Raw genomic sequence first — 17,464 nt, 5'->3', positions numbered from 1 at the left:
TCTTCCAGAATAACAGCGGGAGGCGAAGAGGCGCACGAACCATTGTGAGAGGCCCGTTTCCCCGTCGCGGAACACCCCGTCCGCCGGTCCAAAATCGTCCGCGCTGGCAGGTCTCCCGGCTTGCGGAGCAGGGCTTTTGCCCTTCGATCCCCGCCTTCCCGATCCTGCTAGGGGTCAGTGGCTTCGGGCATCTCTCCGGTCACGGTCGCGGGGGCGGCTGCATTTTGGACCCAAATCTTGCCGATTCGGACCCTATCGCATTCCCTCTTCGCCTGTCATAGGACAGGAACCAGCGCAGGCCCACCATTTGCCGGTGGCCGCCACTTGTCAAGCCGAAGGACCGGGTACGATGACGCCTGAACCGGATATCCAAACGGGCGAGGAAACCGACGCCCGCCACGCCGCCAAAATGGCGAAGAAGAAGGCCGCCCGCGACAAGATCATGGCGACCAAGAGCGGCGAAAAAGGCCTCGTTATCGTCCACACCGGCGCCGGCAAAGGCAAGTCGTCCTCGGCCTTCGGCATGATCGTCCGCTGCGTCGCCCATGGCTTGCCCTGCGCGGTGGTGCAGTTCATCAAAGGCGCCTGGGACACCGGCGAGCGCCGCCTTCTCACTGGCCATTTCGGCGACCTCTGCCAATTCCACGCCATGGGCGAAGGTTTCACCTGGGAGACGCAGGACCGCGCCCGCGACATCGCCGCCGCGCGCGCCGGCTGGGACAAGGCGAAGGAGCTGATTCGCGACCCTGCGTTGCGCATGGTCGTGCTTGACGAGATCAACATCGCGCTACGCTATGATTATCTCGACGTCGCCGAGGTGGTCGAATTCCTGACGACGCAAAAGCCGCCGATGACGCATGTCGTGCTCACCGGGCGCAACGCCAAGGACGAACTGATCGAGATCGCCGATCTCGTTACCGAGATGACGCTGGTCAAGCATCCCTTCCGGTCCGGCATCAAGGCGCAAGCCGGCGTCGAGTTCTGATACGATCTCGCCATGGCGCGCGCGCTGATGATCCAGGGAGCCGGCTCGGACGTGGGCAAGTCGCTCATCGTCGCCGGCCTTGCGCGCGCTTTCACGCGGCGCGGCCTGCGCGTGCTCCCTTTTAAGCCGCAGAACATGTCGAACAATGCCGCCGTCACCATCGACGGCGGCGAGATCGGCCGCGCCCAGGCGCTTCAGGCGCTCGCCGCTCGCGTCGAACCGCACACCGACATGAACCCGGTGCTGCTCAAGCCGGAGACCGATGTCGGCGCGCAGGTCATCGTCCATGGCAAGCGCATCGCAACCGCGCGTGCGCGTGATTATGCGGCGATGAAGCCCTCGCTGATGGGCGCCGTGCTGGAGAGTTTCGCGCGCTTGAAGACGCGCGCCGATCTTGTGCTGGTCGAAGGCGCGGGCAGCCCGGCCGAGGTCAACCTGCGCAAAGCCGACATTGCCAACATGGGCTTTGCGCGCAAAGCCGACGTACCGGTCGTGCTGGTCGGCGACATCGACCGCGGCGGCGTCATCGCCCAGCTCGTCGGCATCAAGACGGTGATCGACCCCGACGATGCCGCGATGATCCGGGGCTTCGTCATCAACAAGTTCCGCGGCGATCCCACGCTGTTCGACGACGGCTACCGGCTGATCGAAGCGAAAACCGCATGGCGCGGCTTTGGCGTGCTGCCCTGGTTCGCGCGCGCCAGCGAGCTGCCGGCCGAGGACGCGCTGGGCCTGCGTGACGCGCGCAAGCCGGGCCAATGCAAGATCGCCTGCCTCGCCCTGTCGCGGATCGCCAATTTCGACGATCTCGACCCGCTCAAGCTCGAACCCGGCGTCGATCTCGTCATGGTGCGTCCGGGCGAAGCAATCCCCGGCGATGTCAGGCTGGTCATCATCCCCGGCTCCAAATCCACCCGCGGCGATCTCGCCTTCCTGCGCGCACAGGGCTGGGACATTGATGTCGTGGCGCATCACCGCCGGGGCGGCCATGTGCTCGGGCTCTGCGGCGGCTATCAGATGCTCGGACACAGCGTTGCCGACCCTGATGGCATCGAGGGACCTGCGGGCGACACGCCGGGTCTCGGGCTGCTCGACGTGACAACGGAAATGAGCGCGGAGAAGACGCTGACGCGGGTCGCGGCCGTGCATGCCGCCACAGATCGGCCGATCGAGGCCTACGAGATCCACATCGGCCACACCGACGGGCCCGATCGCGCGCGGCCATTTGCGAAACTGAACGGCGAGCCGGAAGGCGCGATCTCGCGCGATGGCCGCGTCCAGGGCAGCTATCTGCACGGCCTGTTCACGTCGGATGATTTCCGCAAGGCATATCTGGCAAAGCTCGATATTCCCGCGGGTAACGAGCCCTATCATGCCAGGATCGAGAGCGCGCTCGATGCCCTCGCCGATCACATCGAAAGGCACCTCGACCTCGAAGGCCTGCTCGCGTTAGCGCGCTAGCACCTCGGCAAGGCGCGTCCATTCGGATTCGCTGCCGGGAAGCCCGAGGCGCAGCCATGCCGGCTCTCGCGCGAAAACGCGCGACCAGATCTGGGCGCGCGCGAGCTTTTCCTGCGCGGCCAGCGCGTTAGGTGTCTGGTAAAGACGAAACAGCGGCGTGCCCCCGATAAGCGTCCAGCCTTGCGACTGCGCCATGGCGTCGAGCCGAACACAATCGCGTGCGAGCCGCGCTGAGGTAGCCTCAGCCCAGGGATCGTCGCGCAAGGCGCGACAGCCGATTGCGATCGCCGCTCCCGAGACCGGCCATGGACCCGACATCGACGCAAGCTTGCCGATGTCCGCCGCATTGCCAATTGCAAAGCCAAGCCGAAGGCCGGCAAGGCCATAAAACTTACCGAACGAGCGCAGGATCAACAGCCCTGGCCGATCGGCTTCCGAAGCAAGCGACAGCTGCGGAACGGCGTCGGCAAAGCTCTCGTCGATCACGAGACGGCCGACGCGCGGCAGCAATGCGAGCAGATCCTTCGGCATATGGCGCCGGCCATCGGGATTGTTGGGATTGACGACGATCGCGAGGTCTGCGCCGGCCATCGCGTCAAATTCGCCGGCCTCCTGGACATCCCAGCCCGCGGCCGACAGGACCCCGGCATATTCGTTGTAGGTCGGCGCGAGAATGCGCGCGCGGCCAGGCGCCGCGAGCTGCGGCAACAATTGAATGGCGGCCTGCGCACCGCCCATCGCGACAACAGGTGCGCTCGTGCGGTAGGCGTACTGCGCGGCCTGATGCAAGGCATCGATTTCGGCGCGCGACGGCAACGCGCCCCAGGCGCGCGTGCTTACCTCGCCTACGGGATAAGGCAGCCGGTTGATCCCTGTCGAGAGGTCGATCCAATCCTCTGCGCGTCCGCCAAAACGCTGCTGGGCCAAATCGAGATTTCCACCGTGCTCGCGCATCCCCCGTTCTTTCACGCGAAGGCCAGGATCGCAAGCACCGCGGCGAGAAGCAGCATGGACCTGCGATAGACCGCCAATCCATGATTGATGTCCGCAGCGAGCGGATCGCGCGCGCCCTCGTTGAGCCAGGGCTCGTTCGTGACGCTGCCGTGATAGATGCGGGGGCCGCTCAGCCGCACACCGAGCGCGCCAGCCATGGCCGCTTCCGGCCAGCCGGCGTTGGGCGAGCGGTGGCGGCGCGCATCGCGCCTCATGCACGACAGCGCCTCTAATCGCCGCTGCGCCAGCAGCACGAAGAGGAAGCCAGTCACGCGCGCCGGAACGAAATTGGCGACATCGTCGATGCGCGCTGCGGCCCAGCCGAACGCTTCGTGCCGCTCGCTGCGATGGCCGATCATGGAGTCGAGTGTGTTGATCGCCTTGTAGCCGAGAATGCCGGGGAGGCCGAACACCGCGCCCCAGAACACCGGCGCCACGATGCCGTCGGAGGCGTTCTCGGCAAGGCTCTCGATTGCCGCGCGTGCGATGCCGGGCTCATCGAGCGCCGCGGGATCGCGGCCGACGATGCGCGAGACCGCGTCGCGCGCGCCGGCGATGTCGCGAGCCTGCAAGGGCGTCGCGACAGCCGCGACATGGTCATGCAGCGAGCGCAGCGCGACCAGGGGCCAGGCCAGGACGCCGACCAGCGCGATCTGAATCCAGCCCCAGGGAAGCACGGACTGAAGCACCCAGCCGAGCGCGATTGAGACCGCGATCACCGCGAGCGCTCCGGCAACGCCGGCGGCGCGGCGAAACGCCGGCGGGTCAGACGCGCGATTCCAGGCGGTGTCGACAGTCGCAATCAGGCGGCCCAGCCAGGTCACGGGATGGCCGATCCGCGCGAACAGCCACGACGGCCAGCCCAGCAGGGCATCCGCCGCCATCGCCACCACCATCGCCCCCGCAAAGCCCACACGCGCCTCCTGTTCCGCCCCTGTTGCGCAAAGCGAAGGCAGAGCGCAAGCCCCTACAGGCCCGATTTCGGCTTTGTCTTTGGCCGTGTTTGGTGATTAGTCAGGGCTGATAGGAGACCTTCATGGCCGTCATCTTGATCACGGGCGGAGCGCGATCGGGCAAGAGCACGCGTGCGGAAGCGCGCGCGAGGGCCTTTCCCGGGCAGCCCGTCTATGTCGCGACGGCCGAGGCGCTCGATGCCGAAATGGAGACGCGCATCGCCACGCATCGTGCGCGGCGCGGAACTGACTGGATCGAGCGCGAGGTGCCGCTTGATCTCGTGCCGGTGCTGGTCGCAAGCGATGGCGGCGGCGCAAGGCTGGTGGATTGCCTGACGCTGTGGCTCTCGAATCTGATGCATGCGGAGCGCGATTGGGAGAGCGAGGTAAAAGAGCTTGCCGGCACCCTGCCCAAGCTGAAAAGCCCGGTTGTTCTCGTCACCAACGAGGTCGGTCTCGGCATCGTTCCTGACAACGCCCTGGCACGCAGCTTTCGCGACGCCGCCGGCCTCATGAATCAGACTATCGCGGTGGCTGCCGACGAGGTCGAGTTCGTCGTCGCCGGCCTGCCGATGAAACTGAAATGATGCCGCGCGCCGAATTTCTGCGAGACGTCATCGCCGATCTCAGGATGGCGGCATCGTTCGTCACGATCCTGCCGGCGGCATCGTCGAAGCCTGCAGGCGACGGCGCCATCGCGCGTGCAACCTGGGCGCTGCCCGTCGCGGGACTGCTGGTCGGACTTGCCGGCGCGCTGGTCTATAAGATGTGCAGCCGGTTCGGACTGACGCCGAACCTTGCCGCCCTGCTGGCGCTGGCCGCCACCGCCCTCATCACCGGCGCGCTACACGAGGATGGGCTTGCCGATACCGCCGATGGCCTCGGCGGCGGCCGAACGCGCGAGCGCAAGCTCGAGATCATGCGCGACAGCCGGATTGGGACCTATGGCGTCTGCGCGCTGATCCTGTCGTTCGGCCTGCGCTGGAGTGCGCTCGCGGCGATCGCCAATCCATGGACGGTCACGTTGGCGCTGTGCGCGGCGCACATCGCAGCCCGCGCAGGCGTGCCGGCCTTCATGTCGCTTGTCCCGCTGGCGCGACCGGATGGGCTTTCGGCGAGCGCGGGGCCGCCGCCGGGCCGCAGTGTCGCCATCGCCTTCGCACTTGGGACACTCGCTCTCGCCCTCGCGCTCGGGCCGGGCAAGGCGCTGGTCGCCCTGATCCTGCTGTCGCTCGCCGGGTTCATGCTGGCGCGGCTCGCCATCCGCCAAATCGGCGGGCAAACCGGCGATATCCTCGGCGCGTTCGAGCAGACAGGCGAGATCATGATCCTGCTGGTTGCCGCGGCCTTCCAGATCGGACGCTGACCCATGGTCGAGTTCGACGACGCCTTCCGCCGACAATTACGCGAGCTGTTCGTATGGCGCCGGGACGTCCGGCGTTTTCGCAGCGATCCGTTACCACGCGGCGCGGTGGAGCGCCTGATCGAGACCGCCTGTCTCTCGCCATCGGTCGGTCTCAGCCAGCCCTGGCGCTTCGTCACGGTCGACGACGCCGCACGGCGCCAGGCCGTGATCGACGACTTCCAATCGTGCAATGCCGATGCGTTGAACGCCTATACCGGCGAGCGCGCGACCCGCTATGCCACGCTGAAGCTGGCGGGTCTCGAACAGGCTCCTGGCCACCTCGCCGTGTTTGCCGACAAGGCCAGCGACATCGGTCACGGCCTCGGCCGTGCCACCATGCCGGAGACGACGGAATATTCGGTCGTCGCGGCGATCACCGCGATGTGGCTCGCCGCGCGCGCCGAAGGCATCGGGCTCGGCTGGATCTCGATCCTGAATCCTGCGCGCGTTCACGCCATTCTTGACGTGCCGGAATCATGGAAGTTCATCGCCTATCTCTGCATCGGCTATCCGGAAGTCCAATGCGACCAGCCCGAACTGGAGCAGGCGAAATGGGAGCACCGGCGCAGTGCGGACGAGTTTACGCTGAGGCGCTAGTAGAGACCAGCGTATCGAAACGCTCTCGATGCCTGAAGGTGAAGGCCGGAAATCGCGACTCTTCGCGGCGTATCAAATTCGCGGCAGAGCGAATCGAACTTATCCCGATTCATCAATCCGACCCTACCTCAGTATGGTCTCGCCATACCCGCGCACAATAGCGACAACCAAGTGCTCAGTGCTAGCTATGAACGCGAAGTGAAAAGCAACGGAACCGGCCCCGCGAGCCGGCAGTTGCGGGACAAGTCCGGCGGTGTAGCGTCCGCCGGCTTTTTCTCCTAGCGAACGGCGCAATGCCGCTCCAGTACTTGGTGTCTACTGTCACAGTTGGCTGCAGAGAGTACGCCATGAGAAACATCGCCGATGTCCTCGTGCGGTTTTGGCAAGCGAGCCAGCCCGCATCCGATACTCAGGTTGAGGCTATGGCCGAAAACCGAGATCAATCCAGCATGGCCGATTTTGTCCGCATTCTGCAGGCCTACGATCAAAACCAGTGGAGCGACCGCGCCCGCCCGGTTCTTCAGCAGGTCGCCCGGCCGGCAATGTGCCGCCGGCCGGCCAACACGCCACACAAGGGATCAACTTCCTTGGTGTGGGACCTGTGATCATTGCGCTGTCATGAGCCGGACGTTTTAACGACGAGCTTTATGTTTAGCAGGTTGACGCCCTTGAATGGGTTCGGCGCGCTTTCGATTGTGCCCGTACCCGTGGCGTTCGCATAAGCACCTGTGCCCGATAGGATCGTGTATTCGCCCGTTGACTTGCCGTCTTTGGCCGAACCGGTGTAGCGCGCCGTAATCGAGCCTTCCTCGAACGTGTAAGTGCTGTAGCCGAAGAAGGGGCCCGACCCTTTGAGCAAGTCCGAAGTATTGACGAACTCTTTCACTCCGATACGGCCGTCGTTGAAAACGGCGACCCCAAAGAATTTACCTGACACAACCGTCTGTCCTTCGACGTTTGCGGCCTCGATGACCTTGAGATCAATGGGCTTCGTGACCAGCTTGAACTCAAGCACCCGCTCGCCCGCTACAGCGGTTGACGCCGCGACGATCAATGCTACGCCAGAAAGGAAAAAGCTGAGAGACTTCCGCATAGGCTCCTCCTGCGCTTGTTGGAATCAAGTCGAGAAGTGTCGGCGAGCTACACATCACGCCGCCGCTTTTTGCAGCGGCACGAAAGAGAGCCCTCGGCGACGCCCCGGCAGCGGCTGAAGCTCTCTGGTCCTAAGCGCGAAGTCGGGACGCAAGTATGAGTCCTGAGCGATCGGAAGAAAGTTCAGTTTTCGTCACGGTATAATAGTATCCCTAGCCTCCGCACGTCTGCGCCCGCCGGCTTCGTCCTCCTCGCGGCCAAAACGCTCGACCAGGAAGTCGATGAACAGACGCACCTTGACCGACAAGTGCCGCGTCGGCGGATAGACCGCGTAGAGCGCGAGCGGCGGCGCGAAATAGTTGTCCAGCACCGTCCGCAGCTCGCCCTTCTTCAACGCATCCGCGGCGATGAACTCGGGCAGCAGCGCCAGCCCCCTGCCGTTGATCGCGACGTCGCGCAGCACCTCGGCGTTGTTGACGCAGAGCGACCAGGCCGGCTGGATCCAGTGATCGCCATCAGTGCCGGTCAGCTTCCACTGATTGCCGGTGAGCAGGAAGCCGTAGGTTAGCGCGGCGTGCTCGCGCAGATCCTGCGGATGTATAGGCGTGCCGTGACACGCCAGATAATCCGGCGAAGCGCAGATCATGCGCGCCACCGGCATGATCTTGCGCGCGATCAGGCTGGAGGATTCCAGCTCCGCGATCCGCAACGTCACGTCAAATCCGTCCTGGACCGGATCGAGCAAATCGTCGCTGAGCACGATCTGGAGCTGCAACTCGGGATAGCGCGCCATGAAATCGGCGAGCACCGGCCCCAGCCGCATCGTGCCGAACGACATCGGTGCGTTGACGCGCAACAGGCCCCGCGGCGCCGACTGGGCCTGCGTCACCGCCTGGTCGGCAGCCTCGATCTCCGAGAGGATCACCACCGCACGCTCGAAATAGCGCTGGCCGTTCTCGGTCGGGCTCGCGTGCCGCGTGGTCCGGTTCAGGAGCTGGACGCCGAGGCTCTCCTCGAGGTCGGCGATGTATTTGCTGATCGCCGAGCGCGACAGCCGCAACTGGCGGCCGGCTTCCGCAAAGCTGCCGCTTTCGACCACTTTTACGAAGGCCCGCAGGCTGGCCACCTTGTCCAATCGCTCGGCCTATTGTTTCCAATTCATAGACATAGCCGTCATATTTGCATGGATTGTCTCCGATCCAAAGCGGAACGATATTTGCGACCAGAGCAAGACGCTCCCCGAATTTTGGAGGACGACAATGTCTGGACTGCACCATGTCACCGCGATCGCCGGCGATCCCATGAGGAATTTCGGCTTTTACACCCGGGACCTCGGCCTGCGCTTCGTCAAGAAGACGGTCAATTTCGACGACCCTGCCACCTATCACTTTTATTACGGCGACGAGACCGGCCGCCCCGGCACCATCCTGACCTTCTTCCCGTGGGCCGGCGTTTCGGCCGGCTGCCGCGGTGTCGGCGAAACCCATCAGACCGCCTTCCGCGTGCCGCAGCGCTCGCTCGCCTACTGGACGCAGCGCTTCATCGAGAAGGGCATTGCTCACGAGGCCTTGGAGAAGCGCTTCGGTGAGTCCGTGCTGCCGTTCAGCGACCCCGACGGGATGGCGCTCGCGCTAGTCGGCATTCCCGGCGCCGAGAACGAGCCAGGCTGGAGCAATGGCGACGTGCCGGCCGAGCATGCGATCCGCGGCTTCCACGGCGTGACCCTGCTGCTCGACAGCGCAGTGAAGACGGCGGCCGTCCTCACCGACGTGTTCGGCTTCAAGGAGACCGCGCGCGAAGGCTCGGTGATCCGCTTCAAGGCAGCGGGCGATGCCGAAGGCAGCGTCGTCGATATCTACGAAGCCAAGGGCTTCTTGCGGGGACATCAGGGCGGCGGCTCGGTGCATCACATTGCCTTCCGCGCGGCCGACGACGCCGAGCAGGGCCAGATGGCGCAAAAGCTCGTGAGCAATCACGGCCTGCGCCCGACCGAGCAGAGGGACCGCAACTACTTCCGCTCGATCTACTTCCGCGAACCCGGCGGCGTGCTGTTTGAGATCGCGACCGTCATCCCTGGCTTCGCCGTCGACGAACCCGTCGCGACCCTGGGCCGCGACCTGAAGCTGCCTGGCTTCCTCGAAGCGCACCGCAAGCAGATCGAGGAAGTGTTGCCCAACCTTGAAGAGAGTGTGTCATGACCGAGCGTTCATTCATCCATCGTTTCGAGCCCGCGACCAACGCGGGCTCGGCCCCACTCCTGCTGCTGCACGGCACCGGCGGCGACGAGAACGACCTGCTCGGCCTCGGCCGCATGATATCGCCCGGCGCCGCACTGCTCTCGCCGCGCGGCCGCGTGCTCGAGCACGGCATGCCGCGCTTCTTCCGCCGCCTTGCCGAGGGCGTGTTCGACGAGGACGATTTGCGCCGGCGCGCACACGAACTCGCCGACTTCGTCACGGAGGCGCGGCAACGTTACGGCCTCGCAGCGCCCGTCGCGGTCGGCTTCTCCAACGGCGCCAATATCGCTGCCGCGCTGTTGCTGCTGGAGCCGGACGTGCTTGCAGGCGCGATCCTGTTGCGCGCCATGGTGCCGTTGTCGGATCCGCCAAAAGCCAATCTTGCAGGCAAGCCAATCCTGCTGTTGTCCGGGCAAGGCGACCCGATCGTGCCGGCTGGCAATTCGGCCCATCTCGCGGCTCTGCTCTCGCAAGCCGGCGCGAGCGTCACCCACAGGGTCCTGCCCGCAGGCCACCCATTGTCGCAAGCCGACATCACGCTGGCCCGCGACTGGATCGGCAATGTCGACGCCAGGGCAGCATGATCAAAGCAGCGGCGCATCGCTTTCCAACGGTGCGCCGCCGCGTCAATCGAACCAGCCGCGCCGCTTGAACCAGATCAGCGGCAGCACGCCGCTGGCAATCACCGCAAGCCAGGCCAACGGATAGCCGAAGGTCCAGTCCAGCTCTGGTATGTGCTTGAAGTTCATGCCCCAGATGCCGACCAGGATGGTCGGCGGCACGCCGACGACGGAGACGATCGTCAGGATCTTGAACAGCTCGTTCTGCTGGATGTTGACGAAGCCGAGCACCGCATCGAGCAGCAACTGGATCTTGTCGGACAGTCGCGTCTCGTAGTCACTGAGCGAAACGACGTCCTTCGAGACCGCCTCGAGACGTTTCTTCGACGCCGCTTTGATCCATTCACTGCCGACATCGCCGGCAAACGAGGCAACGCGGCCGACCCCGAGCAGGACATCGCGCGCCTTGGCCAGCCGATCGGCCAACTCGCCGATATTCTCCAGCGCCTCGCGCATCCTACGGCTGGAGCGCACCGGCCGTTGGGTGCGAACCAGCCCGCCCCTAAAGACGCCCCGCGAGAGCCGGTCCACCTTCGCGCCGAGATGCTCCAGGACATCGGCGCCACGGTCGATCATGGCCTCGAGCAGGCTGGTGAACACGCACATGCCGTTCTCCAGGCTGTCGTCGGAGCCGATGCGCTCGCCGACCTCGTCGAAGATCGGCAGCTCCGCAAAGCGCACCGTCACCAAGACATGCGGGCCAATGACGAACCCCACCGGCGTGATCTCGGCCTCGTTGTTCTCGCTGGGCCGGAGCGCCGGCGAGCTGAGATAGAGCGTCCCGTGGTCGAGGATCAGGCGGCTCGACGCCTCGATCTCGCTGAGGGACTCTTCCGAGGGAATGCGGATCCCGAGCAGTCGTTCGACGAACTGCTTTTCCTCGTCATTCGCGTTCAAGAGATCGGCCCAGATAATCTCCGAGGGCATTTCCGCGCCGATGCCGTGCCAGTCGTCAGACGGCCACCTGTAAAGCTTAAGCAAGAACCGAACTCCGTGGCCGCGTCGTCATGCCGGATGGTCCATCCGGCCTTCATCCGTGCGGCTAACGCATGAGGGTTCCAAACGTTCAATGCCCTTGCGGCGCAGCTCCTTCGTCGCCGGCCCCACTCTGGACAGTTCGGCTTCCCGGTTGCTCCCTCACTTTGTCACACACGCTTTGGTAGTTACGAAAAAGGTTATTCTTCCAAATGAATCGACTCACGCGCCAACCACTATCCACAGCAGCCTAGCGATGGGTGACCTTACGTCCGCTTCCTGGTCACAACCGGACATAAGGGTTTGCCCGAAAGCGGAGTCGGCGTCGGCGCGGCCCCTCTATTTAGCGCTTGCAGAGCGCGTAGGCGACATCATCGGAATTGCGACGGCTGACGGAGGAAGGATCGCGTCGGCCGCGGCAATCACTCACCTGAAGGGCCCGCCTGTCTGCTTCGGGTCATCCGCGCCGTTTAGCCGCTTGGCCGGCTGCTTCCGGTCCGTCTTCATGAGCCGACGCTAGCGAACCAGCCCGGCGAGGCTATGGAGCAGGATCAGACACCTCGACCGCTCCCTCATGCCAAATCCCTTGGCACCTGCAACTAAATGCGTAGACTGGCCTCGATCGATCCAGGAGGGAAACTTGGCGATCGAGCGGCCAAACCGACGGTTGACCACGATCCTCGCGGCCGATGTAGTCGGCTATAGTCGGCTGGTGGGAACTGACGAGGAAGGTACGCTCGATCGCCTCCGAGTCATCCGCAAGGACTTGATCGATCCTGTCATCGCGGCCCATCGCGGACGCATCGTCAAGACCACTGGAGATGGCTTCCTGGCCGAGTTCGCCTCGGTGGTGGATGCAGTTCGCTCGGCGGTCGATGTGCAACGGGCTATGGTCGACAGCAACGCCGGCCTGGCACCGGATAGGCGTATCGAGTTCCGCATTGGCATCAACCTTGGCGACGTGGTCGTGGAGGACGATGGCGACCTCATGGGCGATGGGGTCAATGTGGCGGCGCGATTGGAGCAGATTGCCGAGCCTGGTGGTATCTGCCTGTCTAGTGCGGCCTATCACCAAGTACGTGGCAAAATGGACGTCGCCGCGCAAGATCGCGGCCAGCAGCAACTGAAGAACATCGCCGAGCCGGTGCAGGTCTACTCGCTTTCACGCATGCGCGCCGCAGCAACGGCGCCGCCCACGGCCATCGCACCGCGGCTCTCCATCGTGGTCCTGCCCTTCGTCAACCTCGATGGCAACAGCGAGCAGGACTACTTCGTCGACGGTATCACTGAAAGTCTCACAACCGACCTGTCGCGCATTCCTGGAGCCTTCGTCATAGCTCGCAACACCGCCTTCACCTTCAAAAGCAAGGCAGTGGACGTCCGCGTAATCGGCCGCGAGCTTGGTGTGCGCTACGTGATGGAAGGCAGCGTGCAGGGCGGCGGCGACCGCGTACGCGTCAACGCGCAGCTCATCGACACGGAAACCGGCGCGCACCTTTGGGCCGAACGTTTCGACAAGCCGCGCGCCGACATCTTCGACATGCAAGATGAGATCACCACGCGCCTCGCCCGGACCGTGGGCATCCAGCTCGTTGCCGCGGAGGGCCGCCGGGCCGAGCGTGAACGGCCGAACAACATGGATGCCGTAGACTTGGCGATGCGCGGCTGGGCAATCCTCAACCAACCCTTGTCGCTGCGCCGCGACCGCGCGGCGTGTGACCTGTTCGACGCGGCGCTCAGGTTGGACCCTCGCAATGTCGAGGCGTTGGTCGGTCTCGCCTTCTATCATGGCAACGAACTTCGCACCTTTGCCTCGACCAATCGCGAGGAACAGCTACGTATCGCCCATACCGCGATCACTCAGGCATTGACGCTTGCTCCCGGCAACGCGCTGGCCCATTTCGTACACGCCAATGTCCTGCATGTCTCGGGCGCGACGGAGCGGTCGCTGCGCGAGCTTGAGTTCGCAATCGCGCTGGATCGCAATCTGGCCTGGGCCCATGCCGACGCAGGCTTCATGAAGGTGCTACTCGGACGCGCGGAAGAGGCAGAAGCCGATCTCATGAACGCAATCCGGCTGAGCCCCCGCGATCCCGGACTGGATCGCTGGCTTGCCCTGCTTGGGATCGCCGACCTCTTCCTCGGCCGGCTCGATTCAGCCCTCGACCGGCTACGTAGATCAGTTGAAATAAATCCTAATGTCGCCATGCCGCATTTCTTCCTGGCCGCGGCCTCAGCGCTCAGCGGTCGCGCTACGGAGGCGCGGGAGGCCCGGAATGCCGGGCTTCGGCTGGACCCGAACTTTACCGTCGCTAGATTTCGCAACGAGCGGCGCAGTGAAAACCCGACCTTCCTGGCCCAGCGCGAGCGCATTTACGAGGGCCTAAGCTTGGCAGGTGTGCCGGAAGGATAGGCTCGCAGCGAGACGGTCCTGTCTGCATCGGGTCAAAGGCGTTGTTCTGGCTGCCCGCTAGTCACTTCCGGTCTGCACCGATAGGCGGACGATTTTGGAGGGTGTCACCATCCACGTGAGGCAGCCGGGGCGAGCGAAGAGCCGCCGGGCTCCTGAACGCAAGATGCGAGACAGAAGCTCTGCGCCAATGTCTCAGTTGGGTCACAAAGGCGGCACCCGCGGACGGGCCCGGTGTCCGCGTTACCATCGAAAGCAGCGATCAAAGTCATCAATGCAAGGCTGATCGCTTGCCTGCCGGTGAGGTCCAAGGCGCCAGCAAACCGGGCGGCGGCTTGCGCTTGTTGGAGGCCTGCTCATAGGCGTAGGCCAGGCGCAGCAGCTTGTGCTCGCTCCAGGAACGGCCTGCGAAGGTGACGCCGAGCGGATAGTCTGGCGTGTCCTTGCCGTCGATCGTTCCCGAGATGAAGCCTCCGGGCACCATGACGCTGGGATAGCCTGCCCTCGCGGCGATCGCGGCGCCGGTGGCGCCTGGGAACAGCACCGCATCGAGCTTGTGCTCGTTCATGTAGGCATCCATGCCGCGCGTCTTGGCCGAGAGCAGATCCATGGCGCGCGCCGATTTGTACTCGCGCTCGCTGAGATCGCCCCTGGTCATGTCGGCGGCGAGGAAATGATCTTGGCCAAAACGCAGCGCCCTCTCCGCGTTCGCTTCGTTGAAGGCCACGATGTCGGCGATGCTCTTGATGTCCGTGTTTGTGGCCCATGTGTTCAAATAGAGATTGAGGTCGTGCTTCAACTCGTAGAGGAAGACGACCGGCGGCCTTGCGACAGTGCCTTTTTGCTCGCTCAACGGATTGCGGTTGAGCACGGCCATGGTGGTGCCCGGTCCGCCGATCCAGCCGAGCGTCGGCATATTGGCGCGCACGATGACGGCGCCAAGATCCTCCAGCACCTTGATCGTCTCGGTCATGACCTTGACCCTGTCGGGCAGCAGCTTGCCGTAGAAGCAATCGTTCAGCGGGTCAGCCGGGTCGCTCGGCACGCCAATGCGCGCACCGTTCATCGCATCCCGCGCGAGCCCCGCAGTGTAATCGGCCGGCCGCCGCTGCTTTTGCGTGGCCGGATCGAGCGGGTCCTTGGCCGCCAGCACGTTCAGCAGCATCGCCGCGTCGCGTACTGTGCGCGTCATCGGCCCTGCAGTGTCCTGGCTGTGCGCGATCGGCACGATGCCGGCACGGCTGAGCAGCCCGACGGTCGGCTTGACGGTGACGAGGCCGTTCAGGCTGGCGGGGAACAGCAGCGAGCCCGAGGTCTCGGTGCCAATAGAAGCTGCGCACAGGCCTGCCGCCACCGCCACCGCCGAACCCGCGCTCGAGCCTCCGGGAGTGAGGATCGGGATGCCATGCTCGCCCATCAGCGCCGGCGCATAAGGATTCTTCACTTGACCACCCAGCGACGAGTAGCCGCCGGGCATGTCGACCGCGAGCATGTTGGAGAACTCGGTCAGGTTCGCCTTGCCGAGGATCACTGCGCCCGCGTCCCGCAGCAGCTTGACGATCGTTGCATCGTCCCGAGCGCGCGCGCCTTCCAGCGCCAGCGCGCCCGCCGTCGTCGGCTGTTTGTCTCCGGTCGCGATGTTGTCCTTCACCAGAATCGGGACGCCCGCCAGCGGCCGCCTGGCCGTCGGTCTGCTGGTGTCCAGCTTGCCCGCGATCGCGAGCGCGTCGGGATTGAGCGCGCGCACGGCGTTGAGCGCAGGCCCGCCGCGATCGTAGGCCTCGATGCGCGCGAGATAGGCTTTGGTCAGCGCCGTCGCGGTGATCTGCCCACTGGCCAGCGCCTGAGCGATATTGCTCAGTGGCGCATCATCGAGCTTCAGAGGGGTCGTTGCCTCGGCGCTAGGGGCAGCCGCGACCATGCCAGCGTCGCGGCAGGATGGCTTCTTCACGGCGTGCCTCGCCTGACGGCGCGTCCCGAACCATGAGGCCGCGATGATGATATATTGCCAGTGTTTTGCCCGACCGGGTCAACGTCCGAGCGCATCGCGCCGACCACCGAACCGCGCAACGCGTAAACCATTGAAATGACTATCCACGCCTACTGTGCATGGGGTTGTTTTTCAGGTTTTTATTTTGGACACGGCAAACGATTGACCTCTTCCCGATGGGGAGAGGTCAAAATGGAAGGGATAGGCTCGACTTCAGCCGGCCCCTACTCCCAATACCAGGTCGAGAAATCATTCTCGTATTGCGGGACGTCCTTCCAGACGCCCTTCAGTTTCTTGTTGGTGATGGTGATCAGCTGCGGCTGGTACAGGTAGGCGGAGACGGCGTCGGTGGCCAGCATGCGCTGGGCGTCGCCGAGAAGTTTTGCACGAGCCGCCTCATCCGGCGTGGACACGATCTGCTTGTAGAGCGCGTTGAAGGTTTCGTTGTTGTAGCCGAGATAGTAGTCCGGCTCGGTGATCTTGACGAGGTCGAACGGCTCGACATGGCTGACGATGGTGAGGTCGAAATTGTGCGGACCATTGCCGGCGAACACCTGCGACAGCCATTGCGCCCATTCGACGTTCTCGATTTTGGCGACGATGCCGACCTTGGCGAGCTGGGCCGCGACGATCTCGCCGCCCTGCCGCGCATAGGACGGCGGCGGCAGCTTCAGCGAAAGCTCCAGCGGCGTGGCGACGCCGGCCTCGGCGAGCAGCTTCTTGGCCTTGTCGGGATCGTAGGGATTGATGCCGGTGGTGTCGACATAGCCGAGCGCGCCCGGCACGTAGAAGCTGCCGATCGGCGTGCCGAAACCGTCGACGGCGCCGTCGATCATCGCTTTGCGGTCGATCGCGGCGAGGATGGCGCGGCGGACGCGGACGTCGTCCAGCGGTTTCTTGCGGTGGTTGATCGCGACGATGGTCTTGGCCCTGGAGCCGCCGACCAGCACCGTGAACCGTGGATCGGCCTTGAACTGGGCGATGCTGCGCTGGGCCGACACGCGCGGGAACGCATCGACGTCGCCCGAGAGCAGCGCGGCGATCTGCGCCGCCGGATCCGAGATGAAGCGGATCGTCACCTTGGACAGCTTGATCGCGGCGGCGTTGCGATAGTCGGCCCACTTGCTCAGGGTGATCGAGGAGCCCTTGGCCCAGGCCGCTAACTGGTAAGGCCCGGTGCCGACCGGCTGTGTGATGTTGGTGGCAGCGCTCTTCGGCTCGACGATCGAACCGCTGGCCTGCCCGAGCAGGAACGGCAGGTTCGGCTCGGAATTCTTCAGCGTGATCACGACCGTGTCGGCGTCGGGCGCGGCAACGGACTCGAAGCTCTGGAACAGGCTCTTGTCTTTATTGGTGCTGGTCGGCACGGCGTTGCGCTCGAACGAAAACTTCACCGCGGCGGAATCGAACGGCTCGCCGTTGTGGAATTTGACGCCCTTGCGCAGCTTGAACGTATAGGTCTTCAGGTCGGGCGAGGCGCTCCAGTTTTCGGCCAGCAGCGGCGAGACGGAGCCGTCCTCGTTGATCTTGGTCAGCGTCTCATAGATGTTGTAGAGCGTGACCTCGGCGATCGCGGCGGCGGCGGCGTTGGTGGGATCGAGGCCCGGCGGCTCCAGCGCCATCGCCATGACGACGCTGTCCTTCTTGCTCTGCGCCAGCACCGGCAACGGCGCTGCGGCAAGCACGGCGGCGAATGCAACGATCGATAATTTCCTGAACATGCGTAACTCCCCGGCCATCTCTGTT

General features: G+C 64.5%; 16 protein-coding genes and 1 riboswitch. Of the genes, 9 read left to right on the top strand and 7 right to left on the bottom strand.

Annotated features, from left to right (window positions below):
* Window positions 1-87 precede the first annotated feature (87 nt).
* Window positions 88-309: riboswitch (cobalamin riboswitch) on the bottom strand.
* Between the two features lie 40 nt (window positions 310-349).
* Both cobO and IVA87_RS10500 read left to right on the top strand, forming a co-directional pair.
* On the top strand, window positions 350-985 hold the full coding sequence (cobO, locus tag IVA87_RS10505; RefSeq protein WP_247306109.1) for a cob(I)yrinic acid a,c-diamide adenosyltransferase: 636 nt from the start codon (window positions 350-352) through the stop codon (window positions 983-985).
* Between the two features lie 12 nt (window positions 986-997).
* Window positions 998-2,446 carry a cobyric acid synthase gene (locus IVA87_RS10500; protein ID WP_247333497.1) on the top strand — a complete coding sequence of 483 codons (1,449 nt, stop codon included), beginning with the start codon at window positions 998-1,000 and terminating at the stop codon, window positions 2,444-2,446.
* On the opposite strand, the gene cobD is transcribed toward IVA87_RS10500, so the two are convergent.
* Window positions 2,435-3,400: a threonine-phosphate decarboxylase CobD gene (gene cobD, locus IVA87_RS10495; protein ID WP_247306113.1), complete on the bottom strand. Its 966-nt coding sequence runs from the start codon at window positions 3,398-3,400 to the stop codon at window positions 2,435-2,437. The two genes, IVA87_RS10500 and cobD, sit on opposite strands and share 12 nt — an antisense overlap.
* An 11-nt stretch (window positions 3,401-3,411) precedes the next feature.
* Window positions 3,412-4,353 carry an adenosylcobinamide-phosphate synthase CbiB gene (gene cbiB, locus IVA87_RS10490; RefSeq protein WP_247306116.1) on the bottom strand — a complete coding sequence of 314 codons (942 nt, stop codon included), beginning with the start codon at window positions 4,351-4,353 and terminating at the stop codon, window positions 3,412-3,414.
* Between the two features lie 122 nt (window positions 4,354-4,475).
* On the opposite strand from cbiB, the gene cobU reads away from it, so the two are divergent.
* The 4 genes from cobU (at window position 4,476) to IVA87_RS10470 (ending at window position 6,999) form a co-directional block, all read left to right on the top strand.
* Window positions 4,476-4,979, top strand: a complete 504-nt coding sequence (gene cobU, locus IVA87_RS10485) for a bifunctional adenosylcobinamide kinase/adenosylcobinamide-phosphate guanylyltransferase (protein WP_247306119.1) — start codon at window positions 4,476-4,478, stop codon at window positions 4,977-4,979.
* The gene (gene cobS, locus IVA87_RS10480) at window positions 4,976-5,758 is read left to right on the top strand and encodes an adenosylcobinamide-GDP ribazoletransferase (RefSeq protein WP_247306122.1); all 783 of its coding nucleotides are present in this window, start codon (window positions 4,976-4,978) and stop codon (window positions 5,756-5,758) included. Before cobU ends, cobS begins: the two co-directional genes overlap by 4 nt.
* A 3-nt stretch (window positions 5,759-5,761) precedes the next feature.
* Window positions 5,762-6,394: a 5,6-dimethylbenzimidazole synthase gene (gene bluB / locus IVA87_RS10475; RefSeq protein WP_247306125.1), complete on the top strand. Its 633-nt coding sequence runs from the start codon at window positions 5,762-5,764 to the stop codon at window positions 6,392-6,394.
* A gap of 347 nt (window positions 6,395-6,741) precedes the next feature.
* Window positions 6,742-6,999 carry a hypothetical protein gene (locus IVA87_RS10470; protein ID WP_247306127.1) on the top strand — a complete coding sequence of 86 codons (258 nt, stop codon included), beginning with the start codon at window positions 6,742-6,744 and terminating at the stop codon, window positions 6,997-6,999.
* An 11-nt stretch (window positions 7,000-7,010) separates the two neighbouring features.
* On the opposite strand, the gene IVA87_RS10465 is transcribed toward IVA87_RS10470, so the two are convergent.
* Window positions 7,011-7,487, bottom strand: a complete 477-nt coding sequence (locus IVA87_RS10465) for a hypothetical protein (protein ID WP_247278202.1) — start codon at window positions 7,485-7,487, stop codon at window positions 7,011-7,013.
* A gap of 192 nt (window positions 7,488-7,679) precedes the next feature.
* The gene (locus tag IVA87_RS10460) at window positions 7,680-8,621 is read right to left on the bottom strand and encodes a LysR family transcriptional regulator (RefSeq protein WP_247306130.1); all 942 of its coding nucleotides are present in this window, start codon (window positions 8,619-8,621) and stop codon (window positions 7,680-7,682) included.
* Window positions 8,622-8,745: 124 nt separating this feature from the next.
* Here IVA87_RS10460 and IVA87_RS10455 point away from each other — a divergent pair, with 124 nt between their 5' ends.
* Together IVA87_RS10455 and IVA87_RS10450 are read left to right on the top strand one after the other, a co-directional pair.
* Entirely contained in the window at window positions 8,746-9,684 is a 939-nt protein-coding gene (locus tag IVA87_RS10455) for a ring-cleaving dioxygenase (protein ID WP_247333496.1), read from the top strand.
* Window positions 9,681-10,307, top strand: coding sequence for an alpha/beta hydrolase (locus tag IVA87_RS10450; RefSeq protein WP_247306134.1), 627 nt, complete (start codon window positions 9,681-9,683; stop codon window positions 10,305-10,307). The genes IVA87_RS10455 and IVA87_RS10450 overlap by 4 nt, the downstream gene beginning before the upstream one ends.
* Before the next feature lie 42 nt (window positions 10,308-10,349).
* Here the strand turns inward: IVA87_RS10450 and IVA87_RS10445 are convergent, their stop codons facing one another.
* Window positions 10,350-11,324, bottom strand: coding sequence for a magnesium transporter CorA family protein (locus IVA87_RS10445; RefSeq protein WP_247306136.1), 975 nt, complete (start codon window positions 11,322-11,324; stop codon window positions 10,350-10,352).
* Between the two features lie 634 nt (window positions 11,325-11,958).
* Here IVA87_RS10445 and IVA87_RS10440 point away from each other — a divergent pair.
* Window positions 11,959-13,731, top strand: coding sequence for an adenylate/guanylate cyclase domain-containing protein (locus tag IVA87_RS10440; protein WP_247333495.1), 1,773 nt, complete (start codon window positions 11,959-11,961; stop codon window positions 13,729-13,731).
* A gap of 268 nt (window positions 13,732-13,999) precedes the next feature.
* Here the strand turns inward: IVA87_RS10440 and IVA87_RS10435 are convergent, their stop codons facing one another.
* Together IVA87_RS10435 and IVA87_RS10430 are read right to left on the bottom strand one after the other, a co-directional pair.
* Window positions 14,000-15,649 (bottom strand): amidase family protein, encoded by a 1,650-nt coding sequence (locus IVA87_RS10435; RefSeq protein WP_249817570.1) that lies wholly within the window; start codon window positions 15,647-15,649, stop codon window positions 14,000-14,002.
* A 293-nt stretch (window positions 15,650-15,942) separates the two neighbouring features.
* Window positions 15,943-17,439, bottom strand: coding sequence for an ABC transporter substrate-binding protein (locus tag IVA87_RS10430; RefSeq protein ID WP_247306141.1), 1,497 nt, complete (start codon window positions 17,437-17,439; stop codon window positions 15,943-15,945).
* Window positions 17,440-17,464: the final 25 nt, after the last annotated feature.

The organism is Bradyrhizobium sp. 147, from assembly GCF_023073935.1.
GTDB lineage: Bacteria > Pseudomonadota > Alphaproteobacteria > Rhizobiales > Xanthobacteraceae > Bradyrhizobium.
The sequence above is the reverse complement of the archived record's forward strand: the minus strand, read 5'-3'. Positions and strand labels throughout refer to the sequence as shown.